Source organism: Pseudoduganella sp. GW821-FHT12E03, assembly GCF_058807115.1.
The window spans coordinates 36,573-52,178 of the sequence record NZ_JBXAQJ010000019.1; the positions used below are offsets into that span (position 1 = coordinate 36,573).

Annotated in this window: 11 protein-coding genes; 3 read left to right on the plus strand and 8 right to left on the minus strand. The window is 62.1% G+C overall.

Going from position 1 to position 15,606, the window contains the following annotated elements; all coding sequences use genetic code 11:
- Positions 1–15 precede the first annotated feature (15 nt).
- The 6 genes from AC1RRC_RS31660 to AC1RRC_RS31685 all read right to left on the minus strand — a co-directional run bounded on the left by AC1RRC_RS31660 (position 16) and on the right by AC1RRC_RS31685 (position 7,889).
- Positions 16–1,026: an AAA family ATPase gene (locus AC1RRC_RS31660; protein ID WP_493059805.1), complete on the minus strand. Its 1,011-nt coding sequence runs from the start codon at positions 1,024–1,026 to the stop codon at positions 16–18.
- A 2-nt stretch (positions 1,027–1,028) separates the two neighbouring features.
- Positions 1,029–1,673 carry a DUF4159 domain-containing protein gene (locus AC1RRC_RS31665; protein ID WP_493059806.1) on the minus strand — a complete coding sequence of 215 codons (645 nt, stop codon included), beginning with the start codon at positions 1,671–1,673 and terminating at the stop codon, positions 1,029–1,031.
- Between the two features lie 89 nt (positions 1,674–1,762).
- Positions 1,763–3,100 carry a TldD/PmbA family protein gene (locus AC1RRC_RS31670; RefSeq protein WP_493059807.1) on the minus strand — a complete coding sequence of 446 codons (1,338 nt, stop codon included), beginning with the start codon at positions 3,098–3,100 and terminating at the stop codon, positions 1,763–1,765.
- An 8-nt stretch (positions 3,101–3,108) separates the two neighbouring features.
- Entirely contained in the window at positions 3,109–4,746 is a 1,638-nt protein-coding gene (locus AC1RRC_RS31675; RefSeq protein ID WP_493059808.1) for a TldD/PmbA family protein, read from the minus strand.
- A gap of 162 nt (positions 4,747–4,908) precedes the next feature.
- Entirely contained in the window at positions 4,909–6,246 is a 1,338-nt protein-coding gene (locus AC1RRC_RS31680; RefSeq protein ID WP_493059809.1) for a TldD/PmbA family protein, read from the minus strand.
- 5 nt (positions 6,247–6,251) lie between these two features.
- The gene (locus tag AC1RRC_RS31685; protein WP_493059810.1) at positions 6,252–7,889 is read right to left on the minus strand and encodes a TldD/PmbA family protein; all 1,638 of its coding nucleotides are present in this window, start codon (positions 7,887–7,889) and stop codon (positions 6,252–6,254) included.
- A gap of 322 nt (positions 7,890–8,211) precedes the next feature.
- On the opposite strand from AC1RRC_RS31685, the gene AC1RRC_RS31690 reads away from it, so the two are divergent.
- The 3 genes from AC1RRC_RS31690 (at position 8,212) to AC1RRC_RS31700 (ending at position 12,016) form a co-directional block, all read left to right on the plus strand.
- Positions 8,212–9,021, plus strand: a complete 810-nt coding sequence (locus AC1RRC_RS31690; RefSeq protein WP_493059811.1) for a class I SAM-dependent methyltransferase — start codon at positions 8,212–8,214, stop codon at positions 9,019–9,021.
- A 292-nt stretch (positions 9,022–9,313) separates the two neighbouring features.
- Positions 9,314–10,912 carry a methyl-accepting chemotaxis protein gene (locus AC1RRC_RS31695; protein WP_493059812.1) on the plus strand — a complete coding sequence of 533 codons (1,599 nt, stop codon included), beginning with the start codon at positions 9,314–9,316 and terminating at the stop codon, positions 10,910–10,912.
- A 261-nt stretch (positions 10,913–11,173) separates the two neighbouring features.
- On the plus strand, positions 11,174–12,016 hold the full coding sequence (locus AC1RRC_RS31700; RefSeq protein ID WP_493059813.1) for a substrate-binding periplasmic protein: 843 nt from the start codon (positions 11,174–11,176) through the stop codon (positions 12,014–12,016).
- Between the two features lie 98 nt (positions 12,017–12,114).
- Here the strand turns inward: AC1RRC_RS31700 and AC1RRC_RS31705 are convergent, their stop codons facing one another.
- Together AC1RRC_RS31705 and AC1RRC_RS31710 are read right to left on the minus strand one after the other, a co-directional pair.
- Positions 12,115–13,728, minus strand: coding sequence for a serine hydrolase (locus AC1RRC_RS31705; RefSeq protein WP_493059815.1), 1,614 nt, complete (start codon positions 13,726–13,728; stop codon positions 12,115–12,117).
- Position 13,729: 1 nt separating this feature from the next.
- Complete coding sequence (locus AC1RRC_RS31710; RefSeq protein ID WP_493059816.1) at positions 13,730–15,583, minus strand: M1 family metallopeptidase; 1,854 nt, start codon at positions 15,581–15,583, stop codon at positions 13,730–13,732.
- Between the last annotated feature and the right edge of the window lie 23 nt (positions 15,584–15,606).

Sequence of the window (15,606 nt, forward strand, 5' to 3'; positions counted from 1 at the left end):
GTATCGGTCCCCGCGTTAATCCGGACGGATCGCGTCGCGCAAGGTGGCCAGGATGTCGGCAATCGCAATGCCGTCCGCTTCCGCTTCGAAATTGCGCAGCACGCGGTGCGCCAGCACCGGCAGCAGCATGGCGGTGATGTCGTCGCGCGTGACCGCGAGACGGTTATGCATCAGCGCTCTAGCCTTGGCGGCCAGCACCAGCGCCTGCCCCGCGCGCGGCCCCGCGCCCCAGCCGACGTGCTTGCGCACCGCATCGACCTGGGTTTCGCGGGGACGGGTGGCGCGCACCAGGCGCGTTGCATACACCAGCAAGTGTTCGCCGATTTCGATATCGCGCACCAGTTGCTGCAAGCGCAGCAAGGTCTCGACATCCATCACGGCATCGGCGTCCGCCAGCCCCGCGTGGGTGGTGGCGGACACCATCGCCACTTCTTCGCTTTCGGTCGGATAGCCGACATCGATCCGCAACAGGAAACGGTCGAGTTGCGCTTCCGGCAGCGGATAAGTGCCGGCCTGCTCGATCGGGTTTTGCGTGGCCAGCACGAAGAAGGGACGCGGCAATTTGTGGGTCTGGCCCGCGAACGTGACGGAGCGTTCCTGCATCGCTTCCAGCAGGGCCGATTGTGTTTTCGGCGGCGCGCGGTTGATTTCATCGGCCAGCAGCACTTGCGTGAAAACCGGGCCTTTCTGGAAGCGGAATTCGCGCTTGCCGGTCGCATGGTCTTCTTCCAGGATTTCCGTGCCGACGATATCGGACGGCATCAGGTCCGGTGTGAATTGCACGCGGTTGAATTGCATCGCCGTCGCCTGCGACAGGGATTTCACCAGCAAGGTCTTGCCCAGTCCCGGCACGCCTTCCACCAGCGCATGGCCGCCGCCGAGCAGGCAAATGATCAGCGCGTCGATGACGTCTTGCTGGCCGATGATGACCTTGCCCATGCTGGCTTTCAGCGCGGCGACCTTGGCGCACAGCGCGCTGATTTCGTTTTCGTCCCACTGGCGGGATGCGGCGTCATGCAGAGACACGGTCATGCTCCTAATGCGTATTGAATGATGTTGATGGCAAAGCGCGTGTTGTCCACCGCCAGCCAGCGTTTGTTGCGGAAGTCGTAATCCCACTCGCAACCGTAATCCTTGTTGCTGTACAAAACCCGTATCCGCCCGCCCGACTCGATGGCTTTCAAATAGTCGTGCACGAGATCATCGCCCCAGCCATTGAGTTCCACGCTGGTATTGGGCGGGCCGTCGAACTTGAAGAAGCACGTATACAGCGAGTGGTTGTTGGGTATCTTGTGCAGCGCTTTGGGACCAAAGATTTTCGCCAGTTCCGCTTCCAGCGATTTCGCGAACAAGCCATCGATGTCGTGGTTGCAGTCGTCGATGAAGACAAAGCCGCCACCCTTCACATAACGCTCGAAGTTCTTGCGCTCGTTGGGTGTGAATTGCACCAGCTTGTGCCCCGCCAGGTAGCAGAACGGCGCTTCCAGCATCTTCGGGTCGGACAGCGCGACGATGCGCTCGACCGGGTCGACGCGCAGGGTCGTGTATTCCACCAGCGAATTGAGGATGTTGCTGGGCATGCGGATATCCACATCCCAGTCACCGGATTCGTACGTTAAACGCGTGAAGTAGAAATCGTAACTCGCCATGTTGATTGTGCGGCCTGCGCGCATGGCGGGTTTGTAAAACCCGCCCTACGAGTTCACCGTTAACGTTATTCCCGTAGGGCGGCTTCCACGAAGCCGCCATGCACACCGCCGTCTTAAACCGCGTCCGACAAGGACGTGAAATTGAAATCGCGGATCTTCATGGCCGGCAGCAGCATCTGGAAGCGCGACGTGGTGCCGCCCACCACCACCGGCTTGCCCAGTTCCTCGATATTGTTCAGCATCGACACCGGGCTCTCATTGAAGCGGAAGTTCTTGATCGGATGCTTGATCTTGCCATTCTCGATGTAGAACGTGCCGTCGCGCGTCAGGCCCGTCAACAGTTGCGATTGCGGGTCGACCATGCGGATATACCAGGTGCGCGTGACCAGCACGCCCTTCTTGGTATTGGCGATCAGTTCCGCCGTCGACTTGCTGCCGCCGGCCATGATGATGTTGCCGTGGTTGCCGATTGCGCGCTTGCCCTGCTTGTGCGCCCAGAACGGCGCGTAATCGAGCGCCGACACCACGCCGTTTTTAATGATGTCGGTGCGCTCGCGCGCCAGCATGGAACCGGAATCCCACGGCAGCACCGGCACTTCCGGATTCCACGGGTCGGCCCACACGTTGACCTGTTCATCGAACAGCTTTTCACCGAGGCGGTTGCCGCCGCCCTTTTTCGACAGGTAGCTGCGGCCTTCATCGGCGTTGCGGGCATCCATCGCGCCAAACATGAAGTTCAGCATGTCGGAGGTGGCGGCCGGTTCCAGGATCACCGTGTAGCGGCCCGGCTCCAGCGCCTTCGCATCGACCGAACGCACCGCTTTGTCGATCGCCGCATCGGACGCTTCACGCGCGTCGAAGCGGCCCGCGTCGTTGGCAAAGCGGGTGGCCCAGCCGGAGCCGCGGCCATCTTCGGTGCGGGTGGTGATGGTGAAGCCCAGATTGCTCAATTCCTGGTAGCCGAACAGGCCGTTGGAATTGGCCACCGTGTCGAAACCGGTGATGTCATTGAAGAAGCCTGCCGCCTGCAGCTTGGCTTTCTTTGCGGCGGAAATACTCTGGAACGCGACTTCGGCGCGGTATTCCGGGTCAATGGCCGCGGTGTTCTTGCTCCACGTCGGCGACGCCTTGTAGGCCTGGGCCTTCGGCGCCGGCATGAATTCCGGATTTTCCGGCGCCAGGCGCGCGGTATCTTCGGCGCGGCGCACGGCGCGTTCCAGCGACTTGTCGTCGAATTCATTGATGGTGGCGGTACCCACGCGCTTGCCGAAGGCCACTGACACGGCCAGGGTGGTGTCTTCGGTCAGCCCCGCCGTGGACACCGCATTGTTCGCATAGCGGATGTTGCCGGTGCGGCGGCCCGTCAAATTCACTTCGCATTCGTCGGCCTTGGAAAAACCGATGACTTTGTCGCAAATGCGCTTGGCTTCCTGTTCAGTCAAAAATTTCATGGGGTTCCTTATCCGATCTTGCGGGCGGTGTTGATGACGTTGACGCCGTTGAAGCGCGTGGTGGACGAACCGTGCGACACGGCCGACACTTGCGACGGCTGGCCTTTGCCGTCAAAGAACGAGCCGCCCATGCGCCAGTCGCGCTCATCGCACAGGGCGGAGCACGCGTTCCAGAATTCCTGGGTGTTGGACTGGTACGCCACGTCCTCCACCTGGCCGGCAATCTTGCCGTCCTTGATTTCGTAGTACAGCTGGCCGCCGAACTGGAAGTTGTAGCGCTGCTGGTCGATCGAATACGAACCACGGCCCAGGATGTAGATGCCCTTCTTGATGTCCTTGACCATCTCGTCCGGCGTGAGTTTCTTCTTGCCCGCCGCCAGCGACACGTTCGGCATGCGCTGGAACTGCACGCTGCTCCAGCTGTCCGCATACGAGCAGCCGTGCGATTCTTTTTCGCCGATGATATGGGCCTGGTCGCGCGTGGTCTGGTAGTTAACCAGCACGCCATCCTTGATGATGTCCCAGCGCTTGCACTTGACGCCTTCGTCGTCATAGCCGACCGCGCCCAGCGAACCCGGCGCGGTTTTGTCGGCGAAGAAGTTGACGATGTCGGAGCCGTACTTGAATTTCTTGCTTTCCCACTTGTCCAAGGTCGCGAAGCTGGTGCCGGCGTAATTGGCTTCGTAGCCCAGCACGCGGTCGAGTTCCGTCGCGTGACCGACCGATTCGTGGATGGTCAGGAACAAGTGTTCCGGGCTCAGGACCAGGTCATACTTGCCCGGATCGATGGATTTCGCCGTCAGCTTTTCACGCGCCTGGCGGCCCGCCGCGCGCGCGTCTTCGATCAAGTCATACGCGCCGTTGTACAGGGTGGTGACGCCGCCCGCCGCGCGCACCTTGTGTTCCGGTTTCGCGTCAAAGAATTCAAAGCCCATGCCGGCCGGCGACGACAGGCCGTCGCGCGTACGGAACTTGCCGGACGCCTTGTCCACGGCGGTGGCCGTGAACGGCGACCACAAGCGGTGCACATCCTGGTCGATGTAGGAACCGTCGGTGGACGCGAAGTATTTTTGCTGGTTGACCTGGAACAGCATCGAGCGCATGAAGCTGGCGCCCGCTTCCATGCCGGCGCTGTTGGCGGCAATCAGCATGTCCGCCTTGTCCTTGATCGGGACCGTGCGCCAGTCTTTCTTGAATGGCGTGGCCCAAGCCACCTCGCCCACGCCCTTGACGGGCGCCAGGCGCACCGGTTCGGTTTGCAGGCGGGCGTTGGCCTTGGCGATGGCCACCGCCTGGCGCGCCGCTTCCGCCACCGAGTCGAGCGTCATGACGTTGGTGGACACGAAGCCATACGCGCCGTTGGCGACCACGCGCACGCCCACGCCACTGGACTCCGTGTTGGTGATGTTTTCCACGTTACGGTCACGGGTGACAATGAACTGGTTCAGATAGCGGCCGATACGCACGTCGCAATAACTGGCGCCGGCCTTGGTGGCCGCATTCATCGCGGCATCCGCCAGGGACTTCTTGAATTGCACGGCCATCGGATTGAGCAGCTCTTCCGCTGCGATCGCATTGCCGAACACCGGCACCAGCAGCGCGCCGCCGGACAGGGCGCCTACTTTCAGGAATGTACGTCGTTCCACACTCTACTCCAGTTCAATTGTTGATACGTTCGTGGCCTGCCTGGCGGCTTCCGCCAAGGCGGCAACCGCCCTACGGAGTTGGGCCACTGGCTTCGATAATGACCTGCGGCCTGATTCCGTAGGGCGGCTTTTACAAAGCCGCCAAGCACACCACTGACTTGCTTACACAGCGTCCGACAGCGAGGTGAAGTTGAAGTCCCGCACCTTCATGGCAGGGATCAGCAACTTGAATGGCGCCTCATCGCCGCCGAGGATTTCAGGCTTGCCGATTTCCTCGATATTGTTGAGCATCGTCACGGGGCTTTCGTTGAAGCGGAAGTTCTTGATTGGATGCTTGATCTTGCCGTTCTCGATATAGAACGTGCCATCGCGCGTCAGGCCCGTCAGCAGCACCGATTGCGGGTCCACCATGCGGATGTACCAGGTGCGGGTCACCAGCACGCCCTTCTTGGTGTTGGCGATCAGTTCCTGCGTGGTCTTGTTGGTGCCGGCCATGATGAAATTGCCCGGCGCGCCGACCGCGCGCTTGCCCTGCTTTTTCGCCCAGAAGCGCGAATAGTCGAGCGCGGCGACCTTGCCGTTCTTGATCACGTCCATGCGCTCGCGCGCCAGCTGGTTGTTGCTGTCCCACGGCATGACAGGAATATCCTTGTCCCACGGGTCGGCCCAGATGTTGACCTGTTCATCGAACAGTTTTTCACCGAGGCGGTTGCCGCCGCCTTTCTTGGCCAGGAAGCTGCGGCCCTCGTCGGCCTGGCGCGCATCGAAGCCCTGGAACATATAGGCCAGCAAATCCGAGGTGGCGGCCGGTTCCAGGATCACCGTGTAGCGGCCCGGTTCCAGCGCTTTCGCTTCGACCGAACGCAGCGCTTTTTCAATCGCCACATCCGACGCTTCACGCGCATCGAACTTGTTGGCGTCGCCCGCGTCGCGCCGCACCCAGCCCGAACCACGGCCATCTTCCGTGCGCACCGTGCACGTGAAATTCAGGCCGGTTTCTTCCTGGTGGCCAAAGATGCCCTTGGAATTGGCGACGGTTTCAAACGACGTGCTGTCGGTGAAGAAGCCCGCCGCCACCAGCTTGTTCTTGCGGCTGTTCTCGATGCTGTACGCCGCCACTTGCGCGCGGAAATCAGGATCGATGTCGGCCGTGCTCTTGCTGAAGGTGTTGCTGGCCTTGTAGACCTGCTTTTCCGGGGTGGAGACGAATTCCGGATTGTCCGGCGCCAGGCGCGCCAGGTCTTCCGCGCGGCGCACCACGCGCTCCAGCGACTTGTCGTCGAATTCATTGATGACGGCCACGCCCTGCTTCTTGCCATAGGCGACCGCCACGGCCAGTTGCGTATCTTCGATCAGGCCGGCGGTGGAGACGGCATTGCGCGCATAGCGGATATTGCCGGTGCGGTTGCCGGTTAACTTCACTTCGCACTCGTCGGCCTTCGTCAGCGACATGACCTTGTCGCAAATGCGTTTGGTTTCTTCCTGGGTCAGAATCTTCATATCGCTTATCCGATCTTGCGGGCAGTGTTGATCACATTGATGCCATTGAAGCGCGCGGTCGAGGAACCATGCGACACGATCGACACCTGCTGCGGCTGGCCCTTGCCATCGAAGAAGGAACCGCCCATGCGCCAGTCGCGCTCATCGCACAGCGCGGAGCAGGCGCTCCAGAATTCCTGCGTGTTGGACTGGTACGCCACGTCTTCCAGCGGCTGGGTGATCTTGCCGTCCTTAATTTCATAGAACAGCTGGCCGCCGAACTGGAAGTTGTAGCGCTGCTGGTCGATCGAGAACGAGCCATCGCCGACGATATAGATGCCCTTCTTGACGTCCTTGATCATTTCATCGGGCGTCAGGCGTTTGCTGCCCGCCTTCAGCGACACGTTCGGCATGCGCTGGAACTGCACGCTGCTCCAGTTGTCAGCATACGAGCAGCCATGTGATTCTTTTTCACCAATGATGTGAGCCTGGTCGCGCGTGGCCTGGTAGTTGACCAGCACGCCGTCCTTGATGATGTCCCAGCTCTTGCACTTGACGCCTTCGTCGTCAAAGCCGACCGCGCCCAGCGAACCGGTGGTGGTCTTGTCGGCGTAGATGTTGACCATCTCGGAGCCGTACTTGAATTTTTTGGTTTCCCACTTGTCCAGGGTCGCGAAGCTGGTGCCGGCGAAGTTGGCTTCATAGCCCAGCACGCGGTCCAGTTCCGTCGGGTGGCCGACGGATTCGTGGATGGTCAGCCACAAGTGTTCCGGGCTCAGGACCAGGTCGTATTTGCCCGGTTCCACGGATTTCGCCGTCAGCTTGGCCTTGGCTTGCTGGCCGGCCGCGCGGGCGTCTTCGATCAGGTCATACGAATTGCGGTACAGGGTGGTGACACCGCCAGCCGCCTTGAACTTGTCTTCCTTGCGGCCGTCCAGGTATTCATAGCCCATGCCGACCGGCGTCGACAGGCCGGAGCGGGAGCGGAATTTGCCGGTTTTCTTGTCCACGGCGGTGGCGAAGAACGGCATCCACAGGCGGTGCAAGTCCTGGTCGATGTACGAGCCATCGGTCGAGGCGAAGTATTTTTGCTGGTTGACCTGGAACAGCAGCGATTGCATGAAGCTGGCGCCGCCATCGAGACCGGCCTTGTTACCGGCGATCAGCAAGTCGGCCTTTTCCTTGATCGGCACCGAACGCCAGTCTTTCTTGATCGGCGTGGCCCACGCCACTTCGCCCACGCCCTTGACCGGCGCCAGGCGCACAGGTTCCGTCTGCAGGCGGGAATTGGCCTTGGCGATCATGACCGCCTGGCGCGCCGCGCCGGCCACGCCGTCCGGCGACATGTCGCTGGTGGCGGCAAAGCCGTACGCGCCATTGGCGATCACGCGCACGCCGACACCGGCCGATTCGGTGTTGGTGATGTTTTCAATGTTCAGGTCACGCGTGGTGAGGAACTGGTTCAGGTAGCGGCCGATGCGCACGTCGCAATAACTGGCGCCAGCCTGGGTGGCGGCCGTCATCGCGGTATCGGCCAGCATCTTCTTGTACTTCACATCAGCGGGCTTCAGCAATTCTTCCGCTGCGATGGCCCGGCCAAACGCGGGCAGCAGCATGGTGCCAAGCGCCAGGCCACTGATGTTGAGGAATGCACGTCGTTCCATTCAATTGTCTCCAATGTACACTTCGAGTTTTTGTAGCGCCTGGCGGGGATGACCCGCGTATCGCCGCACAGCTTAAAGCAGGTTCCATGCCATTTGGGCATGAAGGCCTTAAGAGAAACATAACGTTACACACGCGTGTGGCGGGTTTATTAAATCCGCCGAATGCCTGCGGACACAATATAAAAAGTGTCCGGGCGACTGTCCGCGAACTGTCCGGGCCTCACGGTCGCGGACACTTTGAGAATCCGCTTGACCCATGTTGTCGCTTATACCATTATCGCCGCAGCGACCGGTGCGGTCGCCCTATCACTGGAGGAGTTGAATGAAGAAATTGTTCCTGGCCGCTGCCCTGGCCTGCGGCATGGCTGGTTCCGCATCGGCCTTAGCCGACGATGCCCTGAAAACCGCCATCGCCAGCCCGGCCCGCTCGCAGGCGAACGTGGCGCGCGACGTCTACCGCCATCCGTATGAAACGCTGACCTTCTTCGGCATCAAACCCAACATGACCGTGGTGGAACTGTCGCCCGGCGGCGGCTGGTACACGGAAATCCTGGGGCCTTACCTGCGCGACAACGGCAAGCTGATCGCCGCCGGCGCCACGCCGGGTTCGTCCAATGAAAACATCCGCAAAGGCGCCGCGCGCTTCCAGGAAAAGCTCAGCGCCAATCCCGGCACCGCCAAGGTGCAGCTGGGCGCCTTCGAGCCATCGAACAATGTGTTCGCCTATGCGCCGAAAGGCAGCGCCGACATGGTGCTGACGTTCCGCAACGTCCACAACTGGATCGGCAATGGCGACGACAGCATCAAGGCGCTGTTCGCCAGCGTCTATGACACCTTGAAACCGGGCGGCGTGTTCGGTGTCGAAGAACACCGCCTGCCGGCGTCGAAAACCCAGGATGCCAAGGCATCGACCGGTTACGTGCACGAAGCGTACGTGATCAAGATGGCCGAGCGCGCCGGCTTCAAGCTGGCGGCCAGGTCCGAGATCAACGCCAACCCGAAAGACACGGCCGACCACGAAGGCGGCGTCTGGGCGCTGCCGCCGACTTTGGGCAACAAGGACACCGACCGCGCGAAATACCAGGCGATCGGTGAAAGCGACCGCATGACCCTGAAGTTCGTGAAACCGTAATCACTGCCCCATGCAACCTCGTAGGGCGGTTTCCGCTCAGGCGGAAGCCGCCGTGCGTACGCCATCGCCGTCGCATGCGGCACAGGCCCGCACGCAATGGCAGCAAGCCTTCGGCTTACCGCCCTACCGTGTTTGGCAGACCGATATATCCCAACCTCATAGCCCACCTGTGGCTTTTTTCGCACAGCGCGTCACAATAAATCACGATTAGACTTTTTTTTCGGACTCGATTCTTTCTAAAATGGAAAATTGCGCACGATCGTGCGCTTCCATTGACTGTCCGGAGTGACCGATGCGAAACAACCTGGCTGCCGCTGCGACTGAATACCACCTGGAAGATGGCCGGCCCATCGTCTCGAAAACGGATTTAAAGGGCAACATCACGTTTGCCAACCCTTACTTCGTGGAAGCCAGCGGCTATGCCGAACATGAACTGGTGGGGGCCGCGCACAATATCGAACGTCACCCGGACATGCCGGCCGCCGTGTTTGCCGACCTGTGGGCCACCCTGCACCAGGGCTTGCCGTGGAGCGGCGTACTGAAAAACCGCCGAAGGAATGGCGATTTTTACTGGGTGCTGGCCAACGTCACGCCAGTGATGGACCATGGCCGCGTGGTCGGCTATATGTCTGTGCGCACCAGGGCCACGCGCGAACAAGTCGCGGAAGCGGAACAGTTGTACCGCAGCGTGGCTTCCGGCGACCGCAAACTGGTCATCAAACAGGGCCGCGCCGCGCGCACCGGTTTCATCGGCGCGCTGCAAGGCTTGCGCACGCTGACCGTCAAGGCCCGCATCGTGATCGGCCTGGTGGCGTTCAGCGCTATGTTCATCACCATGGGCGCCATCGGCGTCACCAACCTGGAAGGCTCTGCCGCCAGCTGGCTGGGCTGGCTGGCCTTTGTCGGCCTGCTGTTTACGATCCTGCAGGCGTATGCGTTCCACATGGCCGTGGCGGGCCCGCTGCGGCGCGCGCTGGAAGTGGCGCGCACCCTGGCCGGCGGCGATTTGACCGCGTCGATCGATACCTCGCGCGCCGATGACATGGGCCAGATGCTGCGCGCGCTGCAGCAAATGAATGTCACCTTGCGCGCTGTGGTGGGCGATGTCAGCGCCAATGTCGGCCTGATGCAGGCCGCCACGCGCGATATCGCGGCAGGCAATTTGAACCTGTCGTCGCGCACCGAATCCCAGGCGTCCAGCCTGGCGCAAACCGCGTCCAGCATGGGCGACTTTGCCACCGCCGTGCAGCGCAACGCGGAACACGCGCAGCAAGCGAGCACGCTGGCGGCATCGACCACCGAAGTGGCGACGCGCGGCGGCGAATCCGTGGCCAAGGTCGGCGCCACCATGGGCGACATCAGCACCTCCGCCCGCAAGATCGTCGACATCATCGGCATCATCGACGGCATCGCGTTCCAGACCAATATCCTGGCCTTAAATGCCGCCGTGGAAGCGGCGCGCGCCGGTGAACAGGGCCGCGGCTTTGCCGTGGTGGCCACCGAAGTGCGCTCGCTGGCGCAGCGCTCGGCCGGCGCCGCCAAGGAAATCAAGGGATTGATCGACGATTCCGTGCAACAGGTCGAGCTGGGCAACAAGCTGGTGGCCGAAGCCGGCCAAACCATGGCGGAAATCATCGGCTCCGTGCAGCGCGTGGCCGGCATCATGGGCGAGATCGCCGACGCCAGCCATGGGCAAACCTCAGGCATCGCCCAGGTCAACCGCGCGGTGGCCGACATGGACCAGGGCACCCAGCAAAACGCGGCGCTGGTGGAACAGGCGGCAGCGGCGGCGGCCAGCCTGGATGAGCAGGCGGCGCAGCTGGCGCAGGCGGTGTCCGTGTTCCGCGTGGCCGGTACGCCGGCCAACGGCATGCGGCGGCTTGCGGCGTAACTCCGTAGGGCGGTTTTGCCAACGGCAAAGCCGCCATGCATGCGTTGCCACTGCGGCGTGCGCTGGCGGCCACGCATGCATGGCGGCTTCCGCGTCGCGGAAACCGCCCTATGCAATCCCGCAACGTCGGGAGCGAACATCACCAGGCCGCCATGCGTAATCCCTGCAACGCCTGGCGAACCGTATCGGGCCGCGTGCACCATTGGACGGCTGCCGCAAACCCTGCTAACGTTGCCGCAATTCGAACCGACTCGCCAACGCATGCACGCTGCCCGCCGCGCCCTTGTTTCCGCCTTGCTGCTGGCCTGCGCCGGCTGGCCCGGCACGGCCGCGCAGGCGCGGCCGCAGGACACGGCCTTGCGCGTGGTGCTGCCGATGCTGCACCCCAGCGCGCGCGAGCACGCCAGCTACTTTCCCCGTCTGCTGCAACTGGCGCTGGAAAAAACCACGGCCACCGACGGCCCGTATGAAATCGTCCATTACGACCGCGAACTGACCAGCCCGCGCCAGGCGCTGGAAATCAAGCATGGCGGCGTGATCGACGTGATGTGGGATGGCACCAACCGCCAGCGCGAAACCGAATTGCTGCCGATCCGGATTTCACTGCTGCAGGAATTGAACGATTACCGCGTGTTCCTGATCCGCCGCGGCGACGCGGCCAAATTCGCCGGCATCCACAGCCTGGAGCAATTGCGCAAACTGAAAGCCGGCGCCGGCGTCAACTGGCCCTCCACCGACATCTTGCGCGCCAACGGCTTGCCGGTGGTGACGTCGATCGGCTATGAATACCTGTTCCCCATGCTGCGCGTGGGCCGCTTCGATTACATGCCGCGCGGCGCGCACGAAGCGTGGTCGGAATTGCAGCAGCACGCGGAAGACGGTCTCGCCGTGGAACCGCATATTTTCCTGCACTACCGCGTGCCGTATTACTTCTTCGTCAGCCGCACACGCCCGGAACTGGCGGCGCGCATCGAACGGGGGCTGAAGCAGGCCCAGAAAGACGGCAGCTTCGACGCGCTGTTCAACGCCATCCCCGCGTTCCAGCGGGGGATGGCGGAGATTGCCGCGAAAAAGCGCCGCGTCTTCGAACTGAAAGTCCCGTAGGGCGGTTTCGCGCCAGCGAAGCCGCCATGCATGCGTGTCGATGCTGCCCGCAGTGGCGGGAGCGCATGCATGGCGGCTTCCGCTTCGCGGAAACCGCCCTACGGTTTCACCGGAACGAAGTTCAAATCCTGGAAGTCATAGCTGAAGTCCGTCTCACTGGACACCGGCGCCATTTTCATGCGCTCGATGCTGCCGTCCGGGTTCAGTGAGAACGTCACATACGCATCCGCATTGAAGTTGCGCTGGCGCCAGCGCACGATGAAGGTGTCGTGCTGGAAGTGTTCCAGATCGCCCACCAGGTCCGGCGTTTTCGCAAACGACATGACTTGCTTCCTGCCTTCCGCTTTGATCGACACCAGTCCATACCAGGCATCGCGGTAATCGCCCGCATACGATGCGGCCGGCAGCGAGGGCGCCGATTTGCCCGCGCGCACCGACGACGCCTTGGCGATCTTCGCCAGCTCTTCCTTGTGGCGCGTTTCCTCATCGTCGGCAATGATGCCGATCCAGTCGCGCTGCGGCGCCCCGAAGTAATGGTCAAGCAGGCGCCATTGCAGCGCATTCATCGAACCACTGTTTTCCGCATTGGTGAAAATCGCAATCCCCAGGTTTTCTTCAGGGACCATCACCACGCGCGAATAAAAGCCCTGCAATGCGCCGCCGTGCATGGCCAGCTTGCGGCCACGGTAATCGCGCAGCTGGAAACCCAGCCCATAGCCATAGAAATTCGGCTTGGTGTCGGCCAGCTTGCCTTTCGGTTCCGGCACCTTCATCGGTGTCTGCAGGGTCCACATTTCCGCGACCTGCTTTGCACTGATCAATTGCTTGCCATCCTGGGTGTCGGCAATTTTCCCGCCATTCATCAGCATCAGCATCCAGCGCGCAATCTCTTCCGCATTGGTGTTGATGCCGACCGCGCCGGCCGCGTTTTCCACCAGCATGGGTTTTACGACAAAGGTCTTGCCGTCGATCTTACTGTGCGGCGCCGAGTGGTCTGGCGCCTGCAGCATGGCGCTGACACTGGTGGTGGTGCTGTTCATGCCAAGCGGCGCCAGGATCCGCTCGCGCGTGGCCTCGCCCCAGGTTTTTCCGGCCTTGTCCGCAATGATCTTGCCCGCCACGATGTACAGCAGGTTGTCGTAGGCGTAGCGGTCGCGGAAGCTGGTGGCCAGTTTAATATGGCGCAGGCCCTGGATGATTTCATCGCTGGTGAAGGTGGTGGTCGGCCACCACATCAAGTCGCCCGCGCCCAGCCCCAGGCCGCTGCGGTGCGTCAGCAAATCGCGCACCGACATGGCGCCGGTCACGTACGGATCGTTCATCTGGAACCACGGCACGTGCTTCGTGACGGGATCGTCCCATTTCAGCTTGCCCTCGTCGACCAGCATGGCCAGCGCGGCGGCGGTAAACGCCTTGGAATTGGACGCGATTTCAAACAGCGTCTTGCCCGTCACCGGCGCCGGATCGCCGAGCTTGCGCACGCCATAGCCTTGTGCGGCGACGACTTTGCCATCCTTGACGATTGCAATCGCGATGCCCGGTACGTCGAACGTTTTCAGGGCGCGCGTCACGTCCGCATCGAGGTTGTAGGCGGAGGCCTGCGCCGCGGTGGCCGGCGCGGGGATCACGACATCGGCCCAGGCGGCAGGGCCGCAAACAGCCAGCGACAGGGCCAGCGTCAGACCAAGGTTTTTCAATTTCAGTGCGGCCATCTCAGCGCTTCTCCAGCAGTTTGTCGACATTGGTTTGCGTGTCCGGGTGGTAGCGCGGACGCGCCTTGCGGTAAATCGCCAGCGCCCATTCGCGCTCGGCGGGACTGGCCAGCAGCGCCGTATACAGCGGCAACACGAATTTTTTACGGCCCACGTCCATCAGGAATGTGGTCAGCGGTTCACGCACGCTGTAACCCGCCCTCACGCTGGCCAGGTAAAAGCGGAACGCCACTTCATTGTTGCCGCTCTTGCCCAGCGCGAACGCCTGGTCCAGTTCTTTCATCTGCTGCGCATTGGCCTTGCCATCGATGGTGTTCAGGAAGTGCATCCATTCGATCGCGACCCAGTTTTTCGTATCCAGGCTGGCGGTCGGCTGGTCGCCTTTGAGCCAGGCGTCGCGCTGCGCATCGAGCGCCGTCAGGCGCGGCGATACCGTGTGCTTCGCGGTGGACGGCACGCCGGCGCCATGCAGCCATTCTTCCAGCTCGGCCTTGCCCATCACTTCCGGATGCGCATCGAGCAGGTTTTTCTGCAGGTAGGCAATGAATTGTTCGGTGGTGGCGGACTGGAACGCATGCTGGTCGAACCAGCCGCGCAGGAAGGGATCAAACACGGCGCGGCCGGCGCGCTGTTCCAGCGTATGCAGCAGCCAGGCGCCCTTCGGATAGGCCAGGCCCTCATCCGTATACGTCTGCGAAGGATTGCCATCCGGGTCGCGCGTGATCAGCGCCTGTTTGGCCACAGGGATATCTTTCAGCGAAGCGAACAATTCTTCCTGTTCCAGCTGCAAGCCCATTTCCGCGATTTCCGCGCCATAGATGCTTTCCACGATGCGCGTCGTCACATAGGTGGTAAAGCCTTCGTTGAGCCACCAGTGCTTCCAGGTGGCGTTGGTGACGAGGTTGCCGGACCACGAGTGCGCCAGCTCATGGGCAATCAAATCCACCAGGCTGCGGTCGCCGGCAATCATGGTCGGCGTCAGGAACGTCATGCGCGGGTTTTCCATGCCGCCGATCGGGAACGATGGCGGCAGCACGATCATGTCATAGCGGCCCCAGCGGTACGGGCCATACAGCGATTCCGCCGCCGACACCATTTTTTCCGTATCGGCCAATTCATACGCGGCCGCCGCAATGCGCGCCGGTTCCGCATACACGGCCGTGCGTGGCCCCAGGTTGCGCAATTCCAGTTCGCCGATGGCGATCGCCAGCAGGTAAGCCGGAATCGGTTGCGGCATCTTGAATTTCCAGCCGCCCGCGCCCGTGCCCTGCTGGTCGTTTTCCGCGCTCATCACGACGCGCAAGCCCTGCGGCGCATCGATGCGGGCGCTGTAGGTGAAGCGCACCATCGGCGTGTCCTGCACCGGCGCCCACGAACGGGCGTCGATGGTTTCCGACTGGCTGAACATGAACGGGCGCTTGCCGGACATGGTTTGCTGCGGCGTCATCCACTGCAGCGCGGGCGCGGTCGGTGCGGTCTGGTAGTAAATCCGCACTTTCTGCGGCTGGGCGGACAGCGCGATGCGCAGCGCCTGGCCCTTCTCCGCGTCCGGCTTGTCCAGCATGTACGAGGCGGCGGTCCAGCGGCCATTCGGCTGCAGCACCTGCACTTTGGCGATGCTGAGTTTGCGGGTATCGAGCACCAGCGAGCGGGCCGATTTATCGAGCCAGTTCAGGCTCAGTTCCGCGTAGCCGGACAGTGTCTTGCGGGTGAAATCCGCCTTGAGGTCGAGGTGCAGGTCGGTGGTGCGGACCTGGTCATAGCGCGCATAGCTGAGTGGGTCAGCGTGGACACTGGCCGCCGTTTGGGCAAGCAGCGCACACAGCGTCATGCGCAAGAAGGTATTCGTTCGCATAGTTCTGTTCATTCTGTGAGTGG